At 72.0% G+C, this 23880-nt stretch carries 28 protein-coding genes; 5 read left to right on the top strand and 23 right to left on the bottom strand.

Annotation, left to right across the window (positions count from 1 at the left end; all coding sequences use genetic code 11):
• Positions 1-8: 8 nt before the first annotated feature.
• The 3 genes from ACODR5_RS09410 to ACODR5_RS09400 form a co-directional block, all read right to left on the bottom strand.
• Entirely contained in the window at positions 9-605 is a 597-nt protein-coding gene (locus tag ACODR5_RS09410) for a TlpA family protein disulfide reductase (protein ID WP_488983445.1), read from the bottom strand.
• 69 nt (positions 606-674) lie between these two features.
• Positions 675-1301, bottom strand: a complete 627-nt coding sequence (locus ACODR5_RS09405; RefSeq protein ID WP_449854855.1) for a histidine phosphatase family protein — start codon at positions 1299-1301, stop codon at positions 675-677.
• A 23-nt stretch (positions 1302-1324) separates the two neighbouring features.
• Complete coding sequence (locus ACODR5_RS09400) at positions 1325-1738, bottom strand: DUF2255 family protein (protein ID WP_488983444.1); 414 nt, start codon at positions 1736-1738, stop codon at positions 1325-1327.
• Between the two features lie 51 nt (positions 1739-1789).
• Here ACODR5_RS09400 and ACODR5_RS09395 point away from each other — a divergent pair, with 51 nt between their 5' ends.
• On the top strand, positions 1790-2161 hold the full coding sequence (locus ACODR5_RS09395) for a DUF3054 domain-containing protein (protein ID WP_460816247.1): 372 nt from the start codon (positions 1790-1792) through the stop codon (positions 2159-2161).
• A 67-nt stretch (positions 2162-2228) separates the two neighbouring features.
• On the opposite strand, the gene ACODR5_RS09390 is transcribed toward ACODR5_RS09395, so the two are convergent.
• The 5 genes from ACODR5_RS09390 to ACODR5_RS09370 all read right to left on the bottom strand — a co-directional run bounded on the left by ACODR5_RS09390 (position 2229) and on the right by ACODR5_RS09370 (position 6936).
• Entirely contained in the window at positions 2229-3092 is an 864-nt protein-coding gene (locus ACODR5_RS09390; protein WP_488983443.1) for a hypothetical protein, read from the bottom strand.
• Positions 3089-3793, bottom strand: coding sequence for a response regulator (locus ACODR5_RS09385; RefSeq protein ID WP_488983442.1), 705 nt, complete (start codon positions 3791-3793; stop codon positions 3089-3091). Before ACODR5_RS09385 ends, ACODR5_RS09390 begins: the two co-directional genes overlap by 4 nt.
• Complete coding sequence (locus ACODR5_RS09380) at positions 3781-5121, bottom strand: sensor histidine kinase (RefSeq protein WP_488983441.1); 1341 nt, start codon at positions 5119-5121, stop codon at positions 3781-3783. Before ACODR5_RS09380 ends, ACODR5_RS09385 begins: the two co-directional genes overlap by 13 nt.
• Positions 5122-5198: 77 nt before the next feature.
• Complete coding sequence (locus tag ACODR5_RS09375; protein WP_449854861.1) at positions 5199-5888, bottom strand: DedA family protein; 690 nt, start codon at positions 5886-5888, stop codon at positions 5199-5201.
• A gap of 97 nt (positions 5889-5985) precedes the next feature.
• Entirely contained in the window at positions 5986-6936 is a 951-nt protein-coding gene (locus ACODR5_RS09370; protein ID WP_488983440.1) for a DUF368 domain-containing protein, read from the bottom strand.
• A gap of 212 nt (positions 6937-7148) precedes the next feature.
• Between ACODR5_RS09370 and aspS the strand changes: the two genes are divergently transcribed.
• Positions 7149-8924: an aspartate--tRNA ligase gene (gene aspS / locus ACODR5_RS09365; RefSeq protein ID WP_488983439.1), complete on the top strand. Its 1776-nt coding sequence runs from the start codon at positions 7149-7151 to the stop codon at positions 8922-8924.
• Positions 8925-9067: 143 nt separating this feature from the next.
• On the opposite strand, the gene ACODR5_RS09360 is transcribed toward aspS, so the two are convergent.
• The 6 genes from ACODR5_RS09360 to ACODR5_RS09335 all read right to left on the bottom strand — a co-directional run bounded on the left by ACODR5_RS09360 (position 9068) and on the right by ACODR5_RS09335 (position 11454).
• The gene (locus ACODR5_RS09360) at positions 9068-9367 is read right to left on the bottom strand and encodes a Dabb family protein (RefSeq protein WP_488983438.1); all 300 of its coding nucleotides are present in this window, start codon (positions 9365-9367) and stop codon (positions 9068-9070) included.
• On the bottom strand, positions 9364-9636 hold the full coding sequence (locus tag ACODR5_RS09355) for a glutaredoxin family protein (RefSeq protein WP_488983437.1): 273 nt from the start codon (positions 9634-9636) through the stop codon (positions 9364-9366). Before ACODR5_RS09355 ends, ACODR5_RS09360 begins: the two co-directional genes overlap by 4 nt.
• Positions 9633-9929 carry a rhodanese-like domain-containing protein gene (locus ACODR5_RS09350; protein WP_488983436.1) on the bottom strand — a complete coding sequence of 99 codons (297 nt, stop codon included), beginning with the start codon at positions 9927-9929 and terminating at the stop codon, positions 9633-9635. Before ACODR5_RS09350 ends, ACODR5_RS09355 begins: the two co-directional genes overlap by 4 nt.
• Before the next feature lie 98 nt (positions 9930-10027).
• Positions 10028-10126 carry a 30S ribosomal protein bS22 gene (locus tag ACODR5_RS09345; RefSeq protein ID WP_003792170.1) on the bottom strand — a complete coding sequence of 33 codons (99 nt, stop codon included), beginning with the start codon at positions 10124-10126 and terminating at the stop codon, positions 10028-10030.
• Between the two features lie 127 nt (positions 10127-10253).
• Positions 10254-10463, bottom strand: a complete 210-nt coding sequence (locus ACODR5_RS09340; protein ID WP_488983435.1) for a helix-turn-helix domain-containing protein — start codon at positions 10461-10463, stop codon at positions 10254-10256.
• 160 nt (positions 10464-10623) lie between these two features.
• On the bottom strand, positions 10624-11454 hold the full coding sequence (locus ACODR5_RS09335; RefSeq protein ID WP_488983434.1) for a TetR/AcrR family transcriptional regulator C-terminal domain-containing protein: 831 nt from the start codon (positions 11452-11454) through the stop codon (positions 10624-10626).
• A gap of 19 nt (positions 11455-11473) precedes the next feature.
• Between ACODR5_RS09335 and ACODR5_RS09330 the strand changes: the two genes are divergently transcribed.
• Together ACODR5_RS09330 and ACODR5_RS09325 are read left to right on the top strand one after the other, a co-directional pair.
• Entirely contained in the window at positions 11474-11608 is a 135-nt protein-coding gene (locus ACODR5_RS09330) for a hypothetical protein (RefSeq protein WP_488983433.1), read from the top strand.
• A complete protein-coding gene (locus ACODR5_RS09325; RefSeq protein WP_488983432.1) occupies positions 11605-12393 on the top strand; it encodes an ABC transporter permease in 789 nt (262 codons plus the stop codon). Before ACODR5_RS09330 ends, ACODR5_RS09325 begins: the two co-directional genes overlap by 4 nt.
• Positions 12394-12474: 81 nt before the next feature.
• Here ACODR5_RS09325 and ACODR5_RS09320 read toward each other — a convergent pair whose 3' ends face one another.
• Positions 12475-13842 carry a hypothetical protein gene (locus ACODR5_RS09320; RefSeq protein ID WP_488983431.1) on the bottom strand — a complete coding sequence of 456 codons (1368 nt, stop codon included), beginning with the start codon at positions 13840-13842 and terminating at the stop codon, positions 12475-12477.
• A gap of 65 nt (positions 13843-13907) precedes the next feature.
• On the bottom strand, positions 13908-15014 hold the full coding sequence (locus tag ACODR5_RS09315; RefSeq protein ID WP_488983430.1) for an alcohol dehydrogenase catalytic domain-containing protein: 1107 nt from the start codon (positions 15012-15014) through the stop codon (positions 13908-13910).
• A gap of 139 nt (positions 15015-15153) precedes the next feature.
• Between ACODR5_RS09315 and ACODR5_RS09310 the strand changes: the two genes are divergently transcribed.
• A complete protein-coding gene (locus tag ACODR5_RS09310; protein WP_488983429.1) occupies positions 15154-16806 on the top strand; it encodes a helix-turn-helix domain-containing protein in 1653 nt (550 codons plus the stop codon).
• A 5-nt stretch (positions 16807-16811) separates the two neighbouring features.
• Here the strand turns inward: ACODR5_RS09310 and ACODR5_RS09305 are convergent, their stop codons facing one another.
• From ACODR5_RS09305 to ACODR5_RS09275, 7 genes are all read right to left on the bottom strand, one after another.
• Positions 16812-18005: a hypothetical protein gene (locus ACODR5_RS09305; protein WP_488983428.1), complete on the bottom strand. Its 1194-nt coding sequence runs from the start codon at positions 18003-18005 to the stop codon at positions 16812-16814.
• Positions 17962-18522: a glycosyltransferase family 2 protein gene (locus ACODR5_RS09300; RefSeq protein WP_488983427.1), complete on the bottom strand. Its 561-nt coding sequence runs from the start codon at positions 18520-18522 to the stop codon at positions 17962-17964. The genes ACODR5_RS09305 and ACODR5_RS09300 overlap by 44 nt, the downstream gene beginning before the upstream one ends.
• The gene (locus ACODR5_RS09295) at positions 18519-19907 is read right to left on the bottom strand and encodes a glycosyltransferase (protein ID WP_488983426.1); all 1389 of its coding nucleotides are present in this window, start codon (positions 19905-19907) and stop codon (positions 18519-18521) included. Before ACODR5_RS09295 ends, ACODR5_RS09300 begins: the two co-directional genes overlap by 4 nt.
• A 40-nt stretch (positions 19908-19947) precedes the next feature.
• Positions 19948-20553, bottom strand: coding sequence for a response regulator (locus ACODR5_RS09290; RefSeq protein ID WP_488983425.1), 606 nt, complete (start codon positions 20551-20553; stop codon positions 19948-19950).
• Positions 20550-21737: a sensor histidine kinase gene (locus tag ACODR5_RS09285; RefSeq protein ID WP_488983424.1), complete on the bottom strand. Its 1188-nt coding sequence runs from the start codon at positions 21735-21737 to the stop codon at positions 20550-20552. Before ACODR5_RS09285 ends, ACODR5_RS09290 begins: the two co-directional genes overlap by 4 nt.
• Before the next feature lie 86 nt (positions 21738-21823).
• Positions 21824-22588, bottom strand: a complete 765-nt coding sequence (locus ACODR5_RS09280) for an ABC transporter permease (protein ID WP_449854872.1) — start codon at positions 22586-22588, stop codon at positions 21824-21826.
• Positions 22585-23526 carry an ABC transporter ATP-binding protein gene (locus tag ACODR5_RS09275; protein WP_488983423.1) on the bottom strand — a complete coding sequence of 314 codons (942 nt, stop codon included), beginning with the start codon at positions 23524-23526 and terminating at the stop codon, positions 22585-22587. Before ACODR5_RS09275 ends, ACODR5_RS09280 begins: the two co-directional genes overlap by 4 nt.
• Positions 23527-23880: the final 354 nt, after the last annotated feature.

Here is a 23880-nt window from a genome sequence, read left to right as displayed (position 1 = left end):
CCGCGCGGTCACGATTCCGCCAGCGTCTCGCCGACGAGGGTCGACAGGATCGACGGGCTCTCCAGCTGGCCGATGATGCGCGCCGCGACGCGGCCCTCGCGGTCGAGCACGAGCGTGGTCGGCGTGGCCTGGATGGTCGTGGCCGCCGCGAAGGCGAGCTTCACGTCGCCCGTGTTGACGTCGATGATGCTGGGGTAGGTCACGCCGTTGTCGCGCGCGAAGGAGCGCGCGGTGCCGGCCTGGTCGTACGTGTTGACGCCCACGAACGACACGCCCTCGTCCTGGTACTCCTGCCACACCGCCTCGAGGTCGGGGGCCTCGACGATGCAGGGGCCGCACGCGGCGTACCAGAAGTTGACGACGACGACGTCGCCGGCCACGTCGTCGCTCGAGAGCTCCTCGCCGTCCTCCGTGACGCCCGCCCACTCGACGGGCTCGCCGCGCTCCTCCGGCGCGATCGGATCGACGCGGAAGTCGCTCGAGATGAAGCCCTTGTTCTCGCCGTTCAGGTAGTCCTCGGTGACCGGATCGGGCGCGCACGCCGCGAGCGTCGCGAGCGCCAGCAGGGCGGCTCCGGCAGCGGCGATCCGGCGGGGGCGAGTCACGCGACCATCCTACGCTTCGCCCTCCGCGCGGCCTGTGTGAAGCCCGATAGCGCGCAGTCGTCGTCGGGTCTACACGGCGCCGACGTCGATCGAGCGCTCGTGGGTGGCCGGCTCGGCGTAGTCGACCTCGCGCCACACGTCGCCCACGCGCTCGAACGACGTCACGCTCGACAGCGCGCACCGGCGGGTGCGGGGATCGTGCCGCAGCGGCAGCCCCGCCACCGACAGGTGCGCGATCCAGATGGGGGCCTGGTGCGAGACCACCACGACGTCGTCGTCGTGCTCGTGCCACAGCTCGTCCATCGCCTCGCGCATCCGCGCGGCGATGAGGGCATAGGGCTCGCCCCAGCTCGGCACCGACGGGCGCATGAGGTGGTGCCAGTTCCAGGGCCGCAGCACGGCGCGGCGCATCACCTTGCCGGCGAACGCGTTCCACGGCTCGACGACCCGCTCGTCCGGCTGCGCCACGAGGCCGAAGATCTCGGCGAACGGCTCGGCCGATTCGCGCGTGCGCTCCAGCGGCGAGCACACGAGCGCCGACACGGGGCGCCCGAGCGACTGCACGTGCTCGGCGGCCACGCGCGCCATGAGGCGCCCGGCCTCGCTGAGCCGGTACCCCGCGATGCGCTCGTAGAGCACGCGCCGCGGGTTGTGCACCTCGCCGTGGCGCACGAGGTGGATGCGCGCTGCCGTCACGCTCCCAGTCTAGGAGCCGTCGTTCAGGCCGGATCGACCCGGAACGTGCACGCGACGGCCTCGGGGGCGATCGTCGCGTCGATCGACGAGCGGGGCGACGCGGCGTACTTGCGCTCCACCTCGGCCGTGATCGCCGCCTGCACCGGATCGTCCGCCGGCACGCGCGTGAGCGTGACCGCCTCGCGCGGCAGCGCGAGCGCGGCGTCGCGGTCGGTCTCGGCGACCGATCCGTCGCCCAGGACGAAGGCGACGGGCCGACCGGCCACCACGTGCTTGTACCACCACGACCGCTCGCCGTACGCGGAGCGCACGTAGGGCACCCCGTCCACGACCATCGACCAGATCGCCGTCGCGGCGGGCTCCCCCGCCCGGCGGGTCGTCACGATCGCGACGACCTGCGTCTCGCCCAGCACCTTCACCACGTCGTCGTACGCCATGACCCCGACGGTACCGCGACGGGAGCGGGTCGGGGCCCGTACGCTCGAGAGATGCGCTTCCCGTGGCCCGCCGCGTTCCTCGCCGACGTGATCCTCGTCGTCATCTTCGCCTGGATCGGCGTGGAGCAGCACCACGGCGTCCTGACGCTGCCGACGTTCGCCGCGGCGGTGTGGCCGTTCCTCGCCGCGCTCGCGATCGGCTGGATCGCCACGCTCGCGTGGCGGGCGCCGGCGAAGCCCCTGCGCGGCGGACTGCCGGTGTGGGCGGTGACGGTCGCCGGCGGGATGATCCTGCGCGCCCTCACCGGCGGCGGCACCGCGCTGCCCTTCGTGATCGTCACGGCCGTGACGCTGCTGCTGTTCCTCGTCGGCTGGCGGGTGCTGGCCGTGCTCTTGCGATCTGCGCGACAGCCGCGGAGATGAAGCGATCACGGCAACCCGTCCTCGAGTTGCCGTGGTCGCTTCCTCTTCGTTCTGTAGCCGACGCGGGTCAGCCCGCGCGGAGGTCGACGTGGCCGGCCGAGACCTGCACCTCCACCGTGCGCGGCGCGTCGAACGACCGCTCGAGGTTGTTCGTCTCCACCTGCCCGGCCTCCTCGTCCGTCGAGACGGCGTAGGGCGCGTCGGGCAGCGTGAGGTCCAGGGCTCCGGCGCTCACCTCGATGCCGACGCGATCGGGCGCCTCGCCCGTGAGCGTGGCGCGGGCGTGACCGGCCGCGAGGTCGAACGTCACGTCGCGCACGTCCGCCAGCTCGACGATGGCCTGACCGGCGCCGATGGTCACGTCGAGCGCGTCGGCCGTGCCCTCGATCTCGGCCAGGCCGGCGCTGATGTCGAGGCCGACCTCGCCGAACACGCCGTCGGCGAGCACCTGACCGGCGCCGAGCTCCACGTCGAGGTCGACGCCCTCGAGGCTGGCGGGCAGGGTCAGCGTGGCGGCGTTCTCGTCGCCGATCCAGTCCCAGCTCCAGCCGATGTTCCAGTCGAACGGCGCGGAGTCGGCCACGACGATCCGGTCGCCCTCGCGCTCGAGGCGCCAGTCCGATCCGGAGGTCGACGTCGACTCGAGCGAGACCTCGTCGCCCTCGCCGAAGGTGACCCGCAGGTCACCGCGCGACATGTCGATGTCGATCCCGGTGACCCCCGCGACGCTGCCGATCGACTGCGACACGGGATCGGGGCGGGTGGCCTGCCGCACCGTGGAGATGGACGTGAACACGGCCGAGAGGATGAGGCCCAGCGCACCGAGCGCCGCGACCGTGATCGCGAGCGCGCGCGTGCCGGTGCGGGTGGATTCGCTCTGCGGCGCCGGGTTCTCCGGCGTCACGGGGGGAGGGGTCAGCTGCGTGGTCATCGTTCCGTTCCTGTCCGTCCGCGCTCGGGCGCGGGCCCCACGGGGCCGGTCGCTCCGTTCGCTTCGATGTGGGCGAGCACCGCCAGCACGCGGCGGTTGCCCTGCTCGTCCTGGTCGAGGTCGAGCTTCTGGAAGATCGAGGTGATGTGCTTCTCGACGGCGCCGGCGCTGATGAACAGCAGGCGCGAGATGGCGGCGTTGTTGCGGCCCTCGGCGATGAGCGAGAGCACCTGGCGCTCGCGCTCGGTGAGGCGCTGCATCTTCTCGTCGCGCGCCCGCCGCGTGAGCAGCTGTGCGACGACCTCGGGGTCGAGCACCGTCGCCCCCTCGGCGATCCGGTCGAGCGACTCGAGGAAGTCGGCCACGTCGGTGACGCGGTCCTTCAGCAGGTAGCCGACGGCGCCGCCGGGCTGGGCGATGAGGTCGCTGGCGTAGCGCTCCTCGACGTACTGCGAGAAGACGAGCACGGCCAGCCTGGGGTCGCGTCGGCGCAGCTCGAGCGCGGCGCGGATGCCCTCGTCCGTGAACGTGGGCGGCAGCCGCACGTCCAGGATGCACAGCTCCGGCTCGGTGCGGTCGACCTCGTCCACGACGTCGCGGGCGTCGGTGAGGGCGGCGACCACCTCGTGGCCGGAGTCCTCGAGCAGACGCACGAGCCCCTCCCGCAGCAGGACGGAGTCCTCGACGATCAGGATGCGCATGGCACGCTCACCTCCAGTGACGTGGGGCCGCCCTGCGGGCTGTCGAGCCGCGCCGTGCCGCCGAGTGCGGTGACCCGGTTGCTGATGCCGTCGAGGCCGCCGCCGGGGATGACGCGGGCGCCGCCGATCCCGTCGTCCTCGACGCGGGCCCACAGCACGCCCTGCTCGGGGCGGGAGCGCACGACGACGCGCGCCTCGGTGGCCCGGGAGTGCTTGGCCGCGTTCGTGAGGCTCTCGGCGATCGCGAAGTACACGGCCGCCTCGGCGTCGCGCCCGGCCCGCACGTCCATGCGCACGTCGAGGTGCACCGGGATGTGCGAGCGCGAGGCGAGGGCCGACAGCGCCGCGTCGAGGCCGCGGTCGTCGAGCACCGAGGCGTGGATGCCGCGGGCGAGCTGGCGCAGCTCTGTGATGGCCGCCTTCGTGGAGGTGTGCGCCTCGGAGATGAGCTGCTTGGCGGCCTCCGGATCGGTGTCGATCTTGTTCTGCGCCATGCCGAGCGTCATGCCCACCGAGACGAGCCGCGGCTGGACGCCGTCGTGCAGATCGCGCTCGATGCGGGTGCGCTCGAGCTCGCCGGCGCGGATCGCGCCCTGCCGCTGTGTGGCGGCGTCGCGCGCCTGGGCCGTGAGCTGGGCCTCGCGGATGGGGGCGATCAGCACGCGCGAGAGCACGCCGTGCAGCAGGGCCAGGCCCACGAGCACCGCGAGCGCCAGCAGGGAGAGCAGGATGCCGGCGAGGGGCGTCCACGCGACGTCAATGCTCCAGCGCTCGATCTCCACGGCCCCGTGGGTCACGTACAGCGGCGCGAAGGCGCCCGTGGCCGCGGCGACGAGGAGCCCGAAGGCGGCCCCCGCGATCCAGCCGAGGATCGACGCGACGACGAGGTGGGCGATCGCGCGCCACATGCCGCCGTCGATGAACTGCAGCCAGATGGTGTGCAGGAACCCGCCGAAGCCGCGCTTGGGCGAGCGGCGCGCCTTGAGCATCGGCAGCCCGAAGCCGTACAGGCCCTCGACTCTGGCGGTCTCGAGGAACGCCGCGGCGTAGAGGCCGTAGACGAAGCCGAGCAGCAGGATCGCGCCCACGACGAAGACGAGCAACCCGAAGCCCACGGCGAAGAGGATGCCGAGCACGGTGAAGACGGCGGCGCCCCAGAAGCCGATGAACGCGAGGTGGGCGATGGCGCCGAGGATCGCCAGGGGCGAGACGATCGAGCGCGGCGCGGGGGTCGTGCGCACCGCGCCGGTGACCGGCGCGGGCGCCGGGGGGACGGCCGGCGCCGCGGGGGCTCCGGTGTCGCCGGATGGCGTGGTGGTCGAGATCATGGTTCCACGCTAGGGTTCCGGCGACCGCCGCACAGCGGGGCGCTCCGCCCGATCCGGCGGGGGGATATCCCCCGCGGTCACTCGGCGGAGGGGCCGTTCTCCGATCCGTCGCGCCGCGCGCGCAGCAGCTGGCGCACGCGCAGCCACACGAACAGGGCGACCGCCACGATCACGACGACCACCACGACGTTCTGCGCGATGTCCATGTACTGCTCGACGATGTGCCACGACTCGCCCAGGTACCAGCCGACGAGCACGAAGATCGTGTTCCAGATCAGGCTTCCCGCGCCCGTGTAGAGCAGGAACTTCCAGATCGGCATGCGCACGACGCCCGCCGGGATCGAGATGAGGCTGCGGAAGATCGGCACGAACCGCCCGAAGAACACCGCGACGGGGCCGTGCCTCTCGAACCACGCGACGGTGCGGTGCACGTCCTCGGCGTGCAGCAGCGGCACCCGCTCGGCGACCCACACGAGGCGCCCCACCCCGACGAGCGCGCCGATCCCGTAGAGCAGCAGGGCGCCGACGAGCGAGCCGGCCGTCGTCCAGACGATCGCCTCCCACAGCGGGAAGGACCCGCGCTGCGCGGCCAGGCCCGCCAGCGGCAGGATCGCCTCGCTCGGGATGGGCGGGAAGAGGTTCTCCGCGGCGATCGCGATGCCGGCGCCGGCCGGGCCGATGACATCCATGAGGCCGACGAGCCAGTCGACCAGTCCCGACAGCCACCCCTCGGATCCCGAGGAGGTCGTCGTCTGGAGTGCGCGCATGCAGGGCCTTTCGTCGCGGGTCCGCCCGTCGACCCTACCGACCGGCACCCCGCTCGCCCCTGGGGGTGTCCCCCGAAAGGGGCGTGGGGGTGGCCGCTCAGCGCGCGGCGCGACGGGTGGCGCGCGCCTCCAGCGCGACGAGCGCCAGCACGGCCGCGGCGCCGGCGACCGCCAGGAGCACCGGCGCGAGCGGGTCGGTCGGCGCCAGCAGCACGCCGTGCCCCTCGTCGCCGCCGGCGCCGCCCTGCCAGGGCCACAGCGCGCGCAGCGACCCCAGCATGAGCCCGAACATCACCAGCAGCGTCACGCGGCGGGCGCGGGTGAGCAGCACCGAGATGCCCTTCACGATGGTGAGGAGCCCCACGATCGCGCCCAGCCCGAAGACGGCGATGTAGCCGAGATCGCGCTGGTCCACCGCCTGCAGCGTGGGCGAGTACAGGCCGATCGCGAGCAGGAAGAACGACCCGGAGACGCCCGGGATCACGAGCGCGCACACCGCCACGGCCGCCGCGACGAAGACGAACCAGAGCTGCGGGTCCTCGAGCGTCGTGTTCGACGCGAAGCCGACCAGCACGAAGGCGACGACCGCCGCGACGACGACCGCCGCGACGTCCGCGATCCGCCCCGCCCCGCGTTCCGTCCGCGCCGGCAGCATCCGCAGCGGCACGACGAGGCTCGCGGCGACGAGGCCGAAGAACAGTCCGCGCGCGTTCTCGGGGTTCGCGGAGACGAGCGCCTCCACCGCACCGGCGGCGAACAGCACCGCCGCCGCCATGCCGACGAGGGCGGACAGGATGAGCCACCAGTCCACATCGCCGATGCGGCGCCGGAAGCCGGCTCGCCGATCCGGCCCCTTGGCGAGCGCCACGAAGGCGCCGCCGAGCGCCGTCGCCGAGTTCAGCGCGCGCTCGTAGACGCCCGTCACGAGCGCGACCGTGCCGCCCGAGACGCCCGGCACCAGCTCGGCCATGCCGATGAGGAAGCCGCGGAGGACGTTGAGCGGGCTCTGCAGGATCCCCGATCGTCGATCGAGTGCGGTGGCGGACATCGCTTCCCTTCGGGTGCCGGACTTCAGAGCACGACACTACCGGCGCCCGCCTCGCGTTCCCCTGGGATCAACCCCCGCTTCCGGCGGGGGCCTCCTCCATGCCGGCACGACTCCGGCGCGTGCGCGGGGGCGCCGATGCCGGTCGTCACGCTCGGGCCCGCGCCCGCCCGCCTAGACTTGACGCGTCCCGCAAGAACCCAGGAGGAACCTCCGTGCTGCGCACCCACACCGCCGGCTCCCTGCGAGCCGAGCACATCGGCCAGACCGTCACCCTCACCGGGTGGGTGGATCGCCGGCGCGATCACGGCGGTGTCGCCTTCATCGACCTGCGCGACGCCTCGGGCATCGCCCAGGTCGTCATCCGCGACGAGGAGGTGGCGCACCCGCTGCGCAGCGAGTTCGTGCTGCAGGTGACCGGCGAGGTGTCGAAGCGCCCGGCGGGCAACGAGAACGCCAACCTCCCCACGGGCGAGGTCGAGCTCATCGCGGCCGACGTGGTGGTGCTCAACGAGTCCGCTCCCCTGCCGTTCCCGGTCTCGTCGGGACTTGCCGAGACCGACCCGATCGGCGAGGAGGTGCGCCTGCGCCACCGCTACCTCGACCTGCGCCGCCAGGGCCCGGCGCACGCGATCCGCCTGCGCTCGCAGGTGTACAAGGCCATCCGCGACGTGCTGCACGAGCGCGAGTTCGTGGAGGTCGAGACCCCCACGCTCACCCGCTCGACGCCCGAGGGCGCCCGCGACTTCCTCGTGCCCGCGCGCCTGCACCCCGGCAGCTGGTACGCCCTGCCGCAGTCGCCGCAGCTGTTCAAGCAGCTGCTCATGGTCGGCGGCGTCGAGAAGTACTTCCAGATCGCGCGCTGCTACCGCGACGAGGACTTCCGCGCCGACCGCCAGCCGGAGTTCACACAGCTCGACATCGAGATGAGCTTCGTCGACCAGGAGGACGTCATCGAGCTCACCGAGGCCGTCATCAAGGCGATGTGGGCCACGATCGGCGTCGAGGTGCAGACCCCGCTGCCGCGGATGACCTACGCCGACGCGATGGCGAAGTACGGCTCCGACAAGCCCGACCTGCGCTTCGGCCTCGAGCTCGTGGAGGCCACGGACTACTTCAAGGACACCCCGTTCCGGGTGTTCCAGGCGGAGTACGTCGGCGCCGTCGTGATGCCGGGCGGCGCGAGCCAGCCCCGCAAGACGCTCGACGCCTGGCAGGAGTGGGCGAAGCAGCGCGGCGCCCGCGGTCTGGCATACGTGCTCTTCAACGAGGACGGCACCCTGGGCGGCCCCGTCGCGAAGAATCTCTCGGAGTCCGAGCGCGAGGGGCTCATGGAGCTCGTGGGGGCAAAGCCCGGCGACTGCGCATTCTTCGCGGCCGGATCGACGAAGGACTCTCGCGCCCTCCTCGGCGCCGCGCGCGTCGAGATCGGGCGCCGGCTGGACCTGCTCGACCCCGACACGTTCGCGTTCACGTGGGTCGTCGACGCGCCGATGTTCGAGCCCGCCGGCGATGCGGTCGCCTCGGGCGATGTCGCGGTCGGCGCGGGCGAATGGACCGCCGTGCACCACGCCTTCACCGGCCCGAAGCCCGAGTTCGAGGACACGTTCGACACCGATCCCGGATCGGCCCTCGCCTACGCGTACGACATCGTCTGCAACGGCACGGAACTGGGCGGCGGATCCATCCGCATCCACCGCGCCGACATCCAGGAGCGCGTCTTCCAGGTGATGGGCATCACCCACGAGCAGGCGCAGGAGAAGTTCGGCTTCCTGCTCGACGCCTTCAAGTTCGGCGCGCCGCCGCACGGCGGCATCGCGCTGGGCATGGACCGGATCCTGCAGCACCTGACGAAGACCGAGTCGATCCGAGAGGTCATCGCGTTCCCGAAGTCGGGCGGCGGCTTCGACCCGCTCACGGAGGCACCGGCCCCCATCACCCCGGAGCAGCGCAAGGAGGCCGGCGTCGACGCCAAGCCCACGGAGGCCTGAGCCTCCCGGCGGCGTGCGGTGGTCGCTTCATCGCCGCGGCTGCGCCGCTTTCGTTTCGCGACCGATGGCGGGCCCGCACCGACCGGTTGCTGAACGTCAGTGAGCGTCAGCGAACGACGATGAAGCGACCCCCGCGCCCTCGCTCAGAGGTCGATGTCGATGGCGGCGCGGTCGACCGCGATGGTGCGGATGTAGTCGACCACCTCGACGTGCGCCGGATGCGAGATGTAGCCGTTGAGCGCCTCGTCGTCGTCGAAGTCCGCGGCGAGCACGAAGTCCCAGTTGCCCTCGATGTCGAGGGCGTTCGCGTAGACGTTCATGACACGCAGGCCGGGCACGACGCCGACGAGTCCCTCGAGCATCGTGGCCGCCTTCAGGATCTGCTGGTTCTTCTCGTCCTGGGTCTGCCCGTTGACGGTAAACATGACGAGGTGGCGGATCATGCGGTCTCCTCGACTGCGGTCTCGAGCGCGGCGCGCAGGCGGTCCGGGGAGACGCGCCAGTGGCCGTGCAGCTTGCCGTCGATGAGGACGACGGGGATCTTCTCCCACCACTGGGCGTGCAGCTCGGCGTCATCCAGGATCGAGCGCTCCGTCACCTCGACGCGATCGGCGACCTCATCGGGCAGCTGCGCGAGGGTCTGCTCAACGACCTCGCGCGCGACGTCGCAGAGGTGACAGTCGGGCTTGGAGATGATGGTGAGGTCGGTCACTGCTCGATCTCGTACCCGGCCTCGCGCCACGCGCTCGTACCGCCGGCGATGTTCGTCACGTCGTAGCCGCGCGGCTCGAGCGCCTCGCACGCCCGGCCGGAGCGGCCTCCGCGCTCGCAGATGATGTCGAACGGCTCGGCGGGCAGCTCATGCAAGCGCTCCCCCAGCTCGGACAGCGGGATGTTCACGGCGCCGGGCACGTGGCCCGCGGCGTACTCGTCCACCTCCCGCACGTCGATGAGCGGCTTGTTGCCGGCGGCCGCATGCAGGTCCTGGACCGAGATCTCCTTCATGCGCCCATTCTCGCAGGCCCGGGGCCGCGGCGGCCGCGGAAACCAGAAACGCCGGTCCGTCGAGGACGGAGCCGGCGCTTGTGGACCTGCCGCAGAACTTACTTCTTGTTGCGGCGCTGGTGGCGAGTCTTGCGAAGCAGCTTGCGGTGCTTCTTCTTCGCCATGCGCTTGCGGCGCTTCTTGATGACAGAACCCACGGAAACCTCACTATGTCTAGGGGTTGGACGCCCGGCACGAAGGTGCCGACGTCCGGGAACGGGCACGGCAGAAAAAGTGCCTCAGAGCATCCTACCGCATGCGTCGCGCTGGCCCCGAAGCGGATGCTCAGCCGGCGTCGGCGGCGGGGCGCTCGGTGGGAAGCGGCTGCTGCAGAGCGGCCGTCACGGCAGACTCGGGCACACGGTAGCTGCGACCGAAGCGCACCGCGGGCAGTTCACCCGCGTGCACGAGGCGATAGACCGTCATCTTGGACACGCGCATGATCTCCGCGACCTCGGCGACGGTGAGAAAGCGCACATCCGGCAGCTCAGCCATGTCTCGATATCCTCCCCCGGATCCGGTCCCATCACGCGGATCCCATCACTCTAGGGGCAGAAGGTGACGCGTGTAAACCGGCGTGACTGCTGTGATCTCGCGCGATCCCCCGCGCACCGGCGCCGCGGATGCCGCATGCGGCATGCCGCATCCGCCCGCGCTACCGCGCCATCCGCTCGCGTGCCTCCCGCAGCGCCTGCTGCTGCGCCTTGCGCGCCTGGCGCACTGCCTTCTCCGCCTGCAGCAGCGCCTTCTGCGCATCGGCCGCAGCCTTCGCCGCGAGCTTGTAGCGCTTGTCGTCGGCGACGTCGAGGTCGTCCGGCGCGATCCACTCCGTGCTGAGCCGGTGCGGCTCGCCGCGCTCGAGACCGGCGATGTACGCCTCGATGCCGTCGAGCGTGCGCTCGAAGCCCCACTGGAACGGGTCGTAGTCCGCCACGAACACCCCGGCGTCGACCACGGCGCGCAGCTGCGGGAAGGCCTCGGGCGTGATCACGGCGTCGTAGAGCGCCTGCTCCATCCGCGCGACCTCGTCGGGTGAGGCACCCGTGCGGTGCGAGGTCGCCGCGTAGCCCGCGACGACCATGCCGTTCCATCTGGATTGGCCGGTGATCGCCAGGACGGCCGCCATCCGCTCCTGCTCGTTCAGCGGCGTGCCCTCCAGCGACGTCAGCCCCGCCTCGATCCACTCCGAACTGTTCGGCGTGACCGGCGAGCCGGTGATCGGCAGCGAGAGCAGCCAGGGGTGGCGCATGTAGATGCCGACCTGCTCGCGGAACAGCACGCCGAACTTCGCGCGCCAGCCCTCCGCGTCCCGGTAGGCCTCGCTCGGCAGGCCCGTGGCCTCGTCCTGCATGAGCAGCAGCAGGTCGTCCTTCGCGCTGACGTAGGTCGTCGCACTCGGCACCGCCGACGAGCTGAAGGCCCGCGTCGGCGGCGAGACCGTCGAGCTGCGCGACGAGGCCGGCGAGCTGCTGCGGGAGCTGTCCACCGACGGATCGATCGCCGGCTTGCGGCGCGCGATCGACGAGCTCGACGCCTCGGGTGCCGTCGGCGTCGTCTCGCTGCGCCGGCCCACGCTCGACGACGTCTTCCTCACCCTCACCGACGACCGGATGACCCCGGAGAAGGAGTACGCACGATGACCACGGTCGACCTCGCCCGCCCGCGCCTGCACGGCCTCGCCGCCGAGCGCATCTTCATCGGCCGGAGCGTGCTGCACTCCGTGCGCGACACCGAGTCGCTGCTCATGTCGATCATCCTGCCCGTGATGCTCATGTTCATGTTCACGTACGTCTTCGGCGGCGCGATCGATCCGACCGGCGACTACGTGAACTACATCGTGCCGGGCACGATCCTCACCTGCGCCGGCTTCGGCGCCGCGACGACCGCGACCTTCGTGGCGAACGACATGAAGCTCGGGATCATCGACCGGTTCCGCACCATGCCGCTGCGCGCAGGCGCGGTGCTCACCGGGCACGTGGTCGCGAGCCTCGCTCGGAATCTGCTCGCCACGGGGGTGGTGATCGGCGTGGCGCTGCTCATCGGCTTCCGACCCGACGCGGGGCTCGGGGGCTGGGCCGCCGCGGTGGGGATCGTGGCGCTGTGGATTCTCGCGATCACGTACCTGTTCGCCTCGATCGGCCTGGCAGCCGGCTCGGCCGAGGCGGCGAGCGGGTACGGGTTCATCCTGCTCTTCCTGCCGTACATCTCCAGCGCCTTCGTGCCGATGGACACCATGCCCGGCTGGCTGCAGGCCATCGCCGAGTGGTCGCCGGTCACCCCGGTGATCGAGTCGATCCGCGGGTTCCTGCTCGGCACCGAGGTGGGCCTGCATCCGCTGTGGGCGGTGCTGTGGTGCGCCGGGATCCTCGCGGTCGCCGCCGTGTGGGGCGCGTGGCTGTTCCGCCGCAAGGCGGGGCGCCGCTGAGCAGGCTCCCGACGCGACACGCAGCGAGGGGGCACCGATCGGTGCCCCCTCGCGCGGGTGTGCCTCAGCGGCGACGGTCGGTCAGTCCCGCTTGGCCTCCTCCGTCGCCGGCTGCTCCGAGAAGATGCCGTCCGACTCGTTCTTGAAGAAGTCGACCGTGTAGATGAGCGCGCACAGGATGATGCCGGCCGCGAAGCCCCAGGCGGCGCCCTTCACCGCGAGGATCGCGCCGATCACGCCCGCCACGCCGAGGTCGACCTTGCTCGCCGACTCCATGATGCCGACGCGGATCGAGACGAAGCCCTGGATGAGCAGCGTGAGCGCGAGCGCCACCCCGAGGATCGGCTCGAGCAGCGACACGATCGGCAGCAGGAACAGGCCCGTGTTCGTCCCCCAGCGGAACCAGCCGGCCCCGCCGTAGATCGACTGCATGTACTTCGGGCCCTTCTTGTAGCGCTCCGTGGTGGTGACGTGCATCGCCGCCCAGAGCGGGCCGCACATCGCGTTGTCGGGGCCGAAGATGCTCATCAGCGTGTTGCGGGCGCCGAAGATGAGGTGCGCGCGGTTCGGGTTGTAGACGACCTTCTCGTCCGGGCGGAAGGCGTCGGCCTCGCTGAGCACGGCCTTGGCCTGGATCACGTCGCCGAACACCACGATGTACGCCGCGAGCACCGTCGGGATCGCCGTGATGAACATCATCAGCGGCGGCAGGCCCACGCCGAACACTGTGTACTGCGTGAACATCGTCACGAAGTCGGGCGTCGAGATGCCCCACTCGATCGTCGGCCACGGCGCCTCGCCGAACAGCGGCGCCACGACGACGGCGACGAGCACCGCGGGCAGGATGCCGAGGCTGCCGAGGAAGTCGGCCCAGCCGTAGCGCGCCTGCAGCCGCTTGAACGCGTTCGAGTACATGAGGAGGAAGGCGATGCCGACGGCGATCGTGATCGTCCACGGGAAGGTGTCGAAGCGGCCGCCGGCGGCGAACACGCCCTGCACGGCCGCGAACCCGGCGCCGAGCACGATGCCGCTGCGCAGCGCGTTGGGGATGATCCGCACGACCTTCGACGCGAGCCCCGTCGCCCCCATGAGGATCGAGAACAGGCCCAGCACGAGCTGGAATGCGATGAGGGCATGCACGCGCTGCTCGACGGGGAACTCGTTGAGGTACAGCGACAGCAGCGGGATGGCGGGCGTGATCCAGCCCGGGATCACCGGGTCGCCGAGCATGTGGTGGAGCAGGTAGAGCAGGCCGTTGAGCACGACGATGGCCAGCGCCGCCTCGAACGGCATGCCCAGCAGCTCCTGCATGAGCGGGATCGCGCTGAGGTCGACCGCGCACATGACGAGGCCCTGCGTGTAGTCGCGCCACTCGAAGCGGTAGTGGGCGAATGGAAGCCGGATCTCGAACGGGCCGGCCTTCCATGGTTTCTGATAGGTGCGAGACATTCGCTGTCCTCGGGTCGGGGCCGCATCGCTGCGACCGGGATGGGTGTGAAGTGGGGAAACCGGCGTCAGTCGAAGCGGATGACCTGGCGCACCGCGCGGCCGTCGGCGAGCTCGTCCATGGCGTCGTTGATCTCGTCGATCCGGATCGTGCGGCTGATGAGCTTCTCCACCGGCAGGCGCCCCTCGCGCCACCAGTCGGCGAAGCGCGGGATGTCGCGTGCGGGGATCGCGGACCCCAGGTAGCTGCCGATGATCGTGCGGGCCTCGCCGGTGATCGTCTGCGGCGAGATCTCGCTGCGCGCCTGCGGGTTGGGCAGGCCGACCGTGACGGTGCGGCCGCCGGGCCTCGTCGCCTCGAACGCCGTCTCGAACGCCTTCGGGTGGCCGGCGCACTCCAGCGCGTGCGAGGCGCGGATCCCCTGCTCGGCGACCTCGGCGGGGGTGAACACCTCGTCGGCGCCGAGCTCACGGGCGAGCTCGAGCTTCTCGGGCAGCGCATCCACCGCGATCACCGGGCCCTTGCCCTCGGCGACGGCCGAGATGAGCGCCGAGACGCCGACACCGCCGAGCCCGACGATCATCACCGACTCGCCCGCTGCACGGTCGACGGCGTTGAGCAGGGCACCGCCGCCGGTGAGCACCGCGCAGCCGAGGACCGCGGCGACCTCGGCGGGCACGTCGTTCCCGATCGGCACGATCGATGCGCGGTCGACCACGGCGTGCGTCGCGAAGCCCGAGACGCCGAGGTGGTGGAAGACCGCTTCGCCGTCGCGTGAGAGCAGACGCGACCCGTGCAGCAGCTCGCCGGCGTTATTGCTCGCGGTGCCCTTCTCGCAGGGCAGGCGGCCGCCCGTCCGGCAGCCGTCGCAGTCCTCGCAACGGGGAAGGAACGCCATCGTCACCCGCGTGCCGACCTCGAGGTCGGTCACGTCGGAGCCGACCTCCTCGACGATGCCGGCGGCCTCGTGGCCGAGGAGCATGGGCACCGGCCGCACGCGGTTGCCGTCGACGACCGACAGGTCGGAGTGGCACACGCCCGCCGCCTCGATGCGCACGCGCACCTCGGTGGGGCCGGGATCCGCGAGGTCGAGCTGGGCGATGCTGATGGGCTTCGAGGCGGCGTAGGGCCGGGGGCGGCCGATCTCCTCGAGCACGGCGCCTGTGATGCGCATGCGGTTCCTTCCGACGCGGAACGGACCCCGGGTGCGGGACGCCCTCGTGATCCGCTCCATCCCTTGACCAGCCGACAGTAATCGTGGATCCCTCGTCAGGATGTGGATCTGTGCACACTCCTGCGAGAGGATCATGTGCATGACGGACATGCACGGCTCCGGCCCCTCGCACGGCGGCCGCTCCCGCGAGGAGCTGCTCGCGACGCTGTTCGAGACCGCGACCGACATCGCGGCGCGCCACGACGTCGAGGACGTGCTGCAGGCGATCGTGCGGCGCACGCGCGCGTTCCTCGGCACCGACATGGCGTACATCAGCCTCACCGATCACGACAGCGCCGAGACGTACATCCGCCAGACCGACGGCGTGACGACCCACGGGTACCGCACACTGCGCCAGCCGCTCGGCACGGGCGTGCTCGGCCAGATCGCCCGCGGCGTGGCGCCCTACCAGACGCGCGACTACCTCGCCGATCCATCGCTCAACCACCTCCCGGACATCGACGAGATCGTCCGCGCCGAGGGCGTGCGGGCCATCATGGGCGTGCCCCTCACGGTCGGCGGTCGCGCGCTCGGCGCGCTCGTGGTGGCCGAGCGACACCCGCGCACCTTCACCCCGGAGGAGATCGACGACGTCGACTCGATCGGGCGGCACGCCGCCGTCGCGCTCGACAACTCGATGCGCATCGCCGAGCTGGAGTCCCTCGCGGCCGACCTCGAGCGGGAGAAGGACCGGCGCACCGCGCAGCTCGAGATGATCTCGGCCATGCTCGACCTCGACACGCGCCTGGTCGAGGCCGTCTCCGCCGCGCCGGATCCCGCGCGCCTGCTCGCGATCGGCCGGGCCGCCCTCGGCAGCGAGCTGCGCCTGCGCGCACCAGGGGGCTCCGTGCTCGCGGCGACCGCCGAGTTCGACGACGACCGCGAGCGGGTGCCGGTCCGCATGCGCGGTGAGGCGCTCGGCGTGCTCTCGAGCGCCGATCCGCTCGATCCGTCGCGACGCTCGCTGCTGGAGCGGGTCGCGGCGCACTGCGCACTCGCCCTCATGTTCCAGCGGGCACAGGCCGACGCCGATCTGCGGCTGCAGACCGAGGTGCTGGGCGACCTCTTCGAGCGCCCCGACGCACCGCGCGAGCATCTCGAGCGGTGGCTCGGGCGGTGGGGCATCGACGCGGGCGAGGACCTCTGGGTGGTCGTCCTGGAGGCACCCGCGAGCGAGCGGCGACTGCGCCTGGCCGAGGTGCGGGCGCGCAGCTCGCGGGCGGTCATGATGGCGTCGCACGAGGAGCACGTCTGCCTCGTGACGGCCGACGCCGACTGGGCCGACCGGCTGCGCGCACTGTTCTCGGAGCAGGGCTGGGCGCTGCGGGCGGGCGCGTCGGGCCCGTTCACGGGGGTCTCCCGCATCGCCGACGCGCACAGCCGCGCGCAGCTGGCATACGGATCCGCCGTCGTGCTCGGCCGGCACGGCATCGTCGACGCCGCCGAGCTCGGCCTGCTGGGCGCCCTGCTCGACCTTGCCAGGCGCGGCGAGCTGCCCGGCAGCCTCACGGCGGCCGTGGATCCGCTCGTCGCGTACGACCGCGCGCGCGGCACCCAGCTCGTGCGCACGGCGTTCGCGTACCTGGAATGCGATGGCGACATCGCCCGCGCCGCTCGCCTGCTGCACGTCCATCGCAACACGGTGCGTCAGCGCCTCGACCGCATCGACCGCCTGCTCGGCGCCGACTGGAACGTGTCACCCCGGCGCCTCGACACTCACCTCGCGCTGCGCGTCGTCGACGCCATGCGCTGAGAGCGTCAGCCGCCGAGCAGGGCGGTCCACCACTGGTGGACGGTGGGGTTCAGCAGGGCCGCGGCCCAGACGATCGGGATCGCGAGGGCCGCGACGACCGAGACCGTGCCGAGGGCGGCCGGGTTCTTCGCGCGGCGCACGAACAGCGCCACGAGCGAGTAGACGATCAGCCAGATGCCGGCGCCGGTGGCGTCCTCGCCGATGCCGAGCACGATCGCGATGCCGTAGATGAGGATCGCCACGATGCTGAACACGATGGATCGCGTGCGCCGCTCGACGACGGCGAGGATCCAGACCAGCACGGCCGCGGTGGCCAGCAGCAGCCCCTCGGGTCCGCGCGCGACCTCGACGAGCGCGATGAGACGATCCCCCGCCCCGTCGAGCGTGGCGGCGATGTCACGGACTGCAAGGCTGTCGAAGGCCCACATCAGGAACAGGAACGTCGCGAAGGCGCCGATGGTCGGGAACATCGCCACGAGCATGCTCGCCCGGCGCCGCCCCGGCCGCGCGAGGTCGTCGGGCACGTAGAAGAGCGCGGCGACGCCGCCGACCACGACGAACGCGAGCCCGAGCGGATCCGTCAGCGCCGAGAGCATGAGCAGGATCCCGGCCCGGAAGCCGCCGCGCGTGGACGACCAGTACAGGAACCGCACGAGCTCCTCGGTGCCGAGCAGGAAGAACCCGATCGAGAGGAACAGCAGCGCGTCCTCGGTCACGAGGGCGAAGGTGAACGGGTTGAAGCCGAGGCCGACGAGGAACAGGGTCCGCGTCGTCCAGCGCAGCTCGCGCTGCGTCATCGCCTCGAGCACCTTCTGCAGGAAGAACCCTCCGGCCAGCGCACCGAGCAGCGACAGGCCGAGCTCGCCGAGCGGGATGATCCGCGTCACCAGCGTGGCGATCACCGTGCCTGCCGGAGGATAGAGGTCGCCGATCCATCCGACATCCGCCCGCGTCCAGTCGATCGCGGCAACACGCTGCGCCTCGAGGTCGTTCGGGTGCCCCTCGGAGACCGCCAGCGCGCTCGTCACGAACGAGGCGGCGATGTACGGCACCGCGAGTGCGAGCCGCACCAGCCACCGCAGCCAGGTGCGCTGCGGGAACGGGTCGACGCGGGTGCGGGTGCGGCGCGGGTCCTCCCGCAGCAGCCCGAGCGCGTCAGGGCGCGGGGATGTAGGCCGCGGTCCGGTCGACGTCGTCATCGGCCGCGCCTCCCTTCTGCTTGGTCAGCCCGTGGTGCGTCTTCTCCCAGTAGTGCGGCCGGGTGATGAGCTGCCACAGCGCCTTGTACGCGGCGATGGAGTGCAGGATCCAGTACACGGGGTTCAGCAGCGCCCACGGCACGAGGTGGAACTGTCCGCACTTGAACGGGCCCATCATGTTGACGTAGACCATCAGCACGTTGCCGATCAGGAAGTTGAACAGCATCACCCACATCACCGTGAACGGGATGAGCTCCACGAGCGGCGCGTCCGTCAGCCACACCGACACGATCGTCGCGGCGTAGGACGGGATCACCCCGAGGAAGGTGAGCGGTGTGCCGGCGATCAGCAGGGCGAAGGCGAGGAACGGCACGAGCCCGGCCTCGCGGATGAGCACCATGGGGTTGCGGGCGTGCACGAGGGACGTCTGCATGTACCCCTTGATCCAGCGGCTGCGCTGGCGGATGAAGTTGGGGATCGAGGTGTTCGCCTCCTCGTAGGTGACCGAGTCGATCACCCCGACCCGCCAGCCGAGGGCGGCGGCGCGGATGCCGAGGTCGGCGTCCTCCGTGACGTTGTAGGGTCCCAGCCGCCGAGGCGCTTCAGGCCCTCCACCCGGAAGTGGTTCGACGTGCCGCCGAGCGGCAGCGGCAGCCGTGAGGCGTCGAGCCCGGAGAGCATGTAGTCGAACCAGAAGCCGTACTCGAGCGTGAACATGCGGGTGAGCACGTTCTCGGTGTCGTTGAAGTAGCTGAGCGCCGCCTGCACCACGACGAGCTCCTCGCCACCCTCCTGGAACGCCACGACCGCCTTCTTCAGCTGATCCGGATCCGGCCGGTCCTCGGCGTCGAAGATCACGAGGTACTCGCCGGTGGCGACCTGGAGGCCGACGTTGCAGGCGCGGGGCTTGGTCTGCGGCTGCCCCTTCTGGATGACGATCGTGTGGAAGTTGTGCGGCGGATCCGTCGCGCGGATCGCGTCCTGCGTCTCCTGATCCTCCTCCTCGACGAGGATGAGCACCTCGAGCTTGTGGGTGGGGTAGTCCAGGCGCCCGAGGTTGCCGAGCAGCTGGCCCACGATGTTGGCCTCGCGGAACACCGGCACGAGCACGGTGTAGACGGGCAGGTCCTCGTCGCGCAGCGCGGCCACCTTCTCGGCATCGATGCGCTCGACGAGGTCGTAGCGCGAGCCGCGCAGGCTGATGAAGAACTTGAACGCCGCGGCGAGCAGGAACGCCACCGACATGGCGCCGATCCCCCACACGATGGTCGGCAGCGGCCACAGGAACAGCAGCACGACGAGCGCGACGAGCGCGATCGCGAAGCCGACCTTCTGCGGCGTGCTCATGGTCGTCTGGGCGGAGTGGAGGGGATCGGATCGGCCCAGCGCGTTGGCCGCGTCATCGGCGACCTCCGGGCCGAACGCCCGCAGCACCGCCTGCCGGAAGCCCCAGCGCTCCACGGCGGTGAAGGCGATGGCCGAAGTGCCCAGCTCGGTCTCGACCTCCGCGCGCAGCGCGTCGGTCGGGCGCAGGAACGTGGCGACGAGGATCGTGCCGTCCTCGTCGCGGCGCAGCGGCAGCCAGCCGCGGCTCAGATACCCGCGCCACGCCCGGCCGCGCGACAGCTCGGGGTCGATGCGCTCGGCGCGCAGGTCCTCGCAGGAGGGCGTGCCCCACGCTTCGCCGCGCGCCCTGGCGATCTGCGCCTCGGTGACGAGGCCGTCGTCGAGCAGGAGCGCCGCGGCCCGCGTGTGCTCCTCGAGCGAGCGCCGCTCGGCCTCCGCCAGCTGCGCGGGGGTGACGCCACCGGCGGAGACGAGCCACGACAGGTCCTCGGCCTCGGTGACCTCGAAGTCCCGGGTGGTGACCCACCCGTCGCCGCCGCTCATCCCGCCCGCCATGGCGCCATCGTGTCAGCGGCGCCGCGGGGCGCAACAGGGGTCAGAGCCAGCCGCGCTCCTGCGCCGTGCGCGCCGCCGCGACCCGGCCGGACGCGCCCGTCTTCGCGATCGCCGCGCTGAGGTAGTTGCGCACCGTGCCCGCCGAGAGGTGCACGCGCGCCGCGATCGCGGCGATCGGCTGCCCGTCGAGGCAGTGCCGCAGCACCTCGCGCTCGCGCTCGGTGAGCGGATTCGCCCCGCCGAGGAGCGATTCCGTCGCGAGGGCGGGATCCACGATCCGCTCCCCCGCCTGCACGCGGCGCACGACGTCGGCGAGCTCGTGGGCCGGCGTGTCCTTCACGACGAACGCCCACGCGCCGGCGTCAAGCGCGCGGCGCACATAGCCGGGGCGGCCGAACGTGGTGACGATCACCGCGCGCACCGCCGGCAGCGCCTCGCGCAGCGCCGCGGTCGCCGCGATCCCGTCGGCACCCGGCATCTCGATGTCGAGCAGGCAGATGTCGGCCGCGGACTCGCGCGCGGCGGCCACCACCTCGTCGCCGCGGTCGACCTCGGCGACGACCTCGAGGTCGGGCTCGAGGCTGAGCAGCGCCGCGAGCGCGCCGCGGACGAGGGCCTGGTCGTCGGCCAGCAGCAGCCGGATCACCAGCGCACCTCTACTCGCGTGCCGCGGGCGCCGGGGATCCTCGCGCCGCGGGCGCCGGGGGTTTCCGCCCCCGGGGTTCCCGATCCGGCGGGACCGCTCGCGTCGGCGGCGACGAGCTCGCGGGCGGCGCCGACCGTGAGGGTCGCGCCCGCGGCCTCGGCCCGCTCGCGGATGCCGCGCAGCCCGGAGGCGGCGATGTCGGAGGGGGTGCCGACCCCGTCGTCCTCCACCACGATGCCGTGCGGCTCGAGCCGCACGGTGCACCGGCTGGCGCGGGAGTGCCGCACGACGTTCGTCACGGCCTCGCGCAGCGTCCAGGCCACGACGATGCGGTGCCGCGGATCGACCGTCTCGGCGTCGTCCGCCACGTCGGCCGCGATGCCCGCGTCGGCGAGCGCGGCCCTGGCCGCCTCGAGCTCGTCGGCGAGCCGGGCGACGCGCAGCCCCGCCACGGTGGCGCGCAGCTCGGCGAGCGCCTCGCGCGTGAGGCTCCGGATCTGCGCGAGCTCCTCCCTCGCCGCCGCCGGGTCGCGCTCGACGAGGCGCTCGGCCAGCTCGGCCTTGACGGTCACCACCGTGAGGCTGTGGCCCAGCACGTCGTGCACGTCGCGGGCCACGCGCTCGCGCTCCTCGACCACGGCGAGCTGCCTGACCAGCTCGTTGTGCTCGTCCTGGGCGCCGTCGACGATCCGCACCAGCCCGCAGGTGACGAGCACGAACGCCGCCGGCAGCAGGATGCCCCAGTAGTCGGTGAGCCGCCCGCTCACCGCGAGCGCGACCACGAGGGCGACGGCGATCGCGGAGGCGAGGGCGAAGGATCCGGCCCGCCGGCCCGAGAACATCGCGATCGCCACGAGGAACGGGGCAGCGCCGAGCGCGCCGACGCCGACGAGCGCGACGGCGATGAGCATCAGCACCGTCATGACGGCGAGCGCCGGCAGACCCCGGCGGCCGGCCTGCGCCCACGACCTCGACAGCGTCAGCCAGACGAAGGAGGCGACGTACAGCGCGGCGAAGAGGACGAGCAGCACGACCGCGGCCGCCCTGGCCGCCGGCGGGGCGTCCGATTCCAGGGCCGACGCGATGGGGAAGAACATGCACACGACCCAGACGACGCCGAGGGTCCACGAGAAGCGCGCCCACGGCCCCACATCCGGTCTGATCGCCCGCGTCACGCGTCCCATGCTCTCAGGCTCGCGTCGCGATCCCGGTACGCCGAGGGGATCCGGCACCCCCGCGGGAGCACCGGATCCCCTCGTCGCGTGCTCCGTCACTGACGCGACCGGCCCCGCCGCGCGACGAGCATCGTCGCCGCGATGAAGATCGCCGCCCACACGCCCAGGTTGAGCGCCGGCACCCACAGCGGCTCCAGCACCGACGCGTCGTCCGGGCTCTGGCGGACCGTCCAGCCGTCGGTGAGCGGGTAGCGGGCGAGCGCGACGTACCCGTACAGCGGCGTGAACCGCGCGATGTCGAGCAGGAAGCCGGTGAGCGGGAAGTACAGATTGCCGAGGAAGGCGAAGATCACGAGCGATCCGCTCGCGGCGCTCACGGCCGCCTCGCTGCGGAACAGCAGGCCCGACAGCAGCCCGAAGAACGAGAACACGGCCGAGCCGAGCAGCACGACGAGCCCACTGATCACCCAGACGTGCGGCTCCGCCTCCGCTCCCGTGAGGGCGCCGAGCGCGTAGATGAGCCCGACGGGCACGATCGCGACGACGAAGCCGACGGCCGCGCGCGTCACCACGCGCTGCGCGTCGCTCATGGGCGTGAGGCCGAGCTGGCGACCCCAGCCCTGCATCTGCTCGACGGCGGCCGTGCCGCCGACGCCGACCGTGGCGGTGACGGCGCCGTACGCGGCCATGCCGATCATCACGTAGAACGCGACGTTGCCGTTGCCCACGCTGTTCTCGCCGTACGACTGGCTCGCGCCGAAGATGAGGTACAGCACCGCGGGCAGGATCGCCACGAAGAACATCGTCACGACGTCGCGCACGATGCGCCGCAGCTCGATGGCGAAGTAGGTGGGGTTCATCGTGCTCCTCCGATCACGGTCGCGTCGGCGCGGTGCGCGCCCGTGAGGGCCTCGAACGCGTCGTCGAGGCTGCCGGCGGCGATCTCGAGGTCGTGCGCGCCGAGCTCGTTCAGCAGCAGGCGCGCCACCCCGTCGGAGTCGCCCGTGCGCACGAGCAGCCGCCCGGCGTCGGCCTCGACCTCGGCGCCGGCCGCGCGCAGGCGCGCGACGGCGGCGTCCTGGGCCGCGGCCTCGACGTAGGCCGTCACCCGCCGTCCGGTGGCGGTGGCGCGGATCTCGGCGGTCGTGCCGTCGGCGACCACGCGCCCGCCGGCCATCAGCACGATCCGCTGCGCGAACGCGTCGGCCTCCTCCAGGTAGTGGGTGGCGAAGATGACGGTGCGACCCGCGCGCGCGTCCTCGCGCATGGTGTCCCAGAACTCGCGCCGCGCCGTCACGTCCATGCCGGCCGTCGGCTCGTCGAGGATGAGCAGGTCGGGATCGGGCAGGAGGGCGAGCGCGAAGCGCAGGCGCTGCTGCTCGCCGCCGGAGCACTTCGACACGCGGCGCCCGGCGATGGCGCCGAGGCCGGCGCGCTCGATCGCCTCGTCGACCGACAGCGGGGCGGCGAAGGTCGAGGCGATGAGCGTGATGGTCTCGCGCACCGTGAGGTCGCGCAGCAGCCCGCCCGACTGCAGCACGGCCGAGACGCGGCCGGCGTGCACGGCCGCGCGCGGGGACTGCCCGAAGACCGACACGTCGCCGTCCGTGGGTCGCGTGAGCCCGAGCACCATGTCGAGCGTGGTCGTCTTGCCCGCCCCGTTCGGGCCGAGCAGGGCGACGATCTCACCCTGCCGGATGTCGAGGTCGACGCCGTCGACGGCCCGGAAGACGCTGCCGGAGCGGAACTCCTTCACGACGCGGCGCAGCGAGACCGCGGGAGGTGCCTGTGTGTCCATGCCTCCACGATGGCCGCCCTCACCGCCCGCGCGCGATCAGCCTCCGTCACCTCCTCGCCATGACATCTGTCACGGCGGCAGCTTGCGCTGGTCGCTTCATCTCCGCGCCTCCGGCGCTCCGTTCAGCAACCGATGGGCGCAACCGAACGGTGAAACCCCACGGTTGCTGAACGAAGCTGAAGCGACCCCAGCAAGTCCATGACGGTTGTGGTGGTCGCTTCATCTCCGGCGCTTCGCGCCTCCGTTCAGCAACCGATGGGGTGCAACCGACGCTCACACCCTTCACACCAACCCATCACTGTGCGAGCGAAGCGAGCGTGCGGGCGCGCATGCGCCCGCCCCCCGGCGCGCAGC

Source organism: Microbacterium sp. FG3, assembly GCF_057809335.1.
This window is presented reverse-complemented; position numbering and strand designations above follow the sequence as displayed.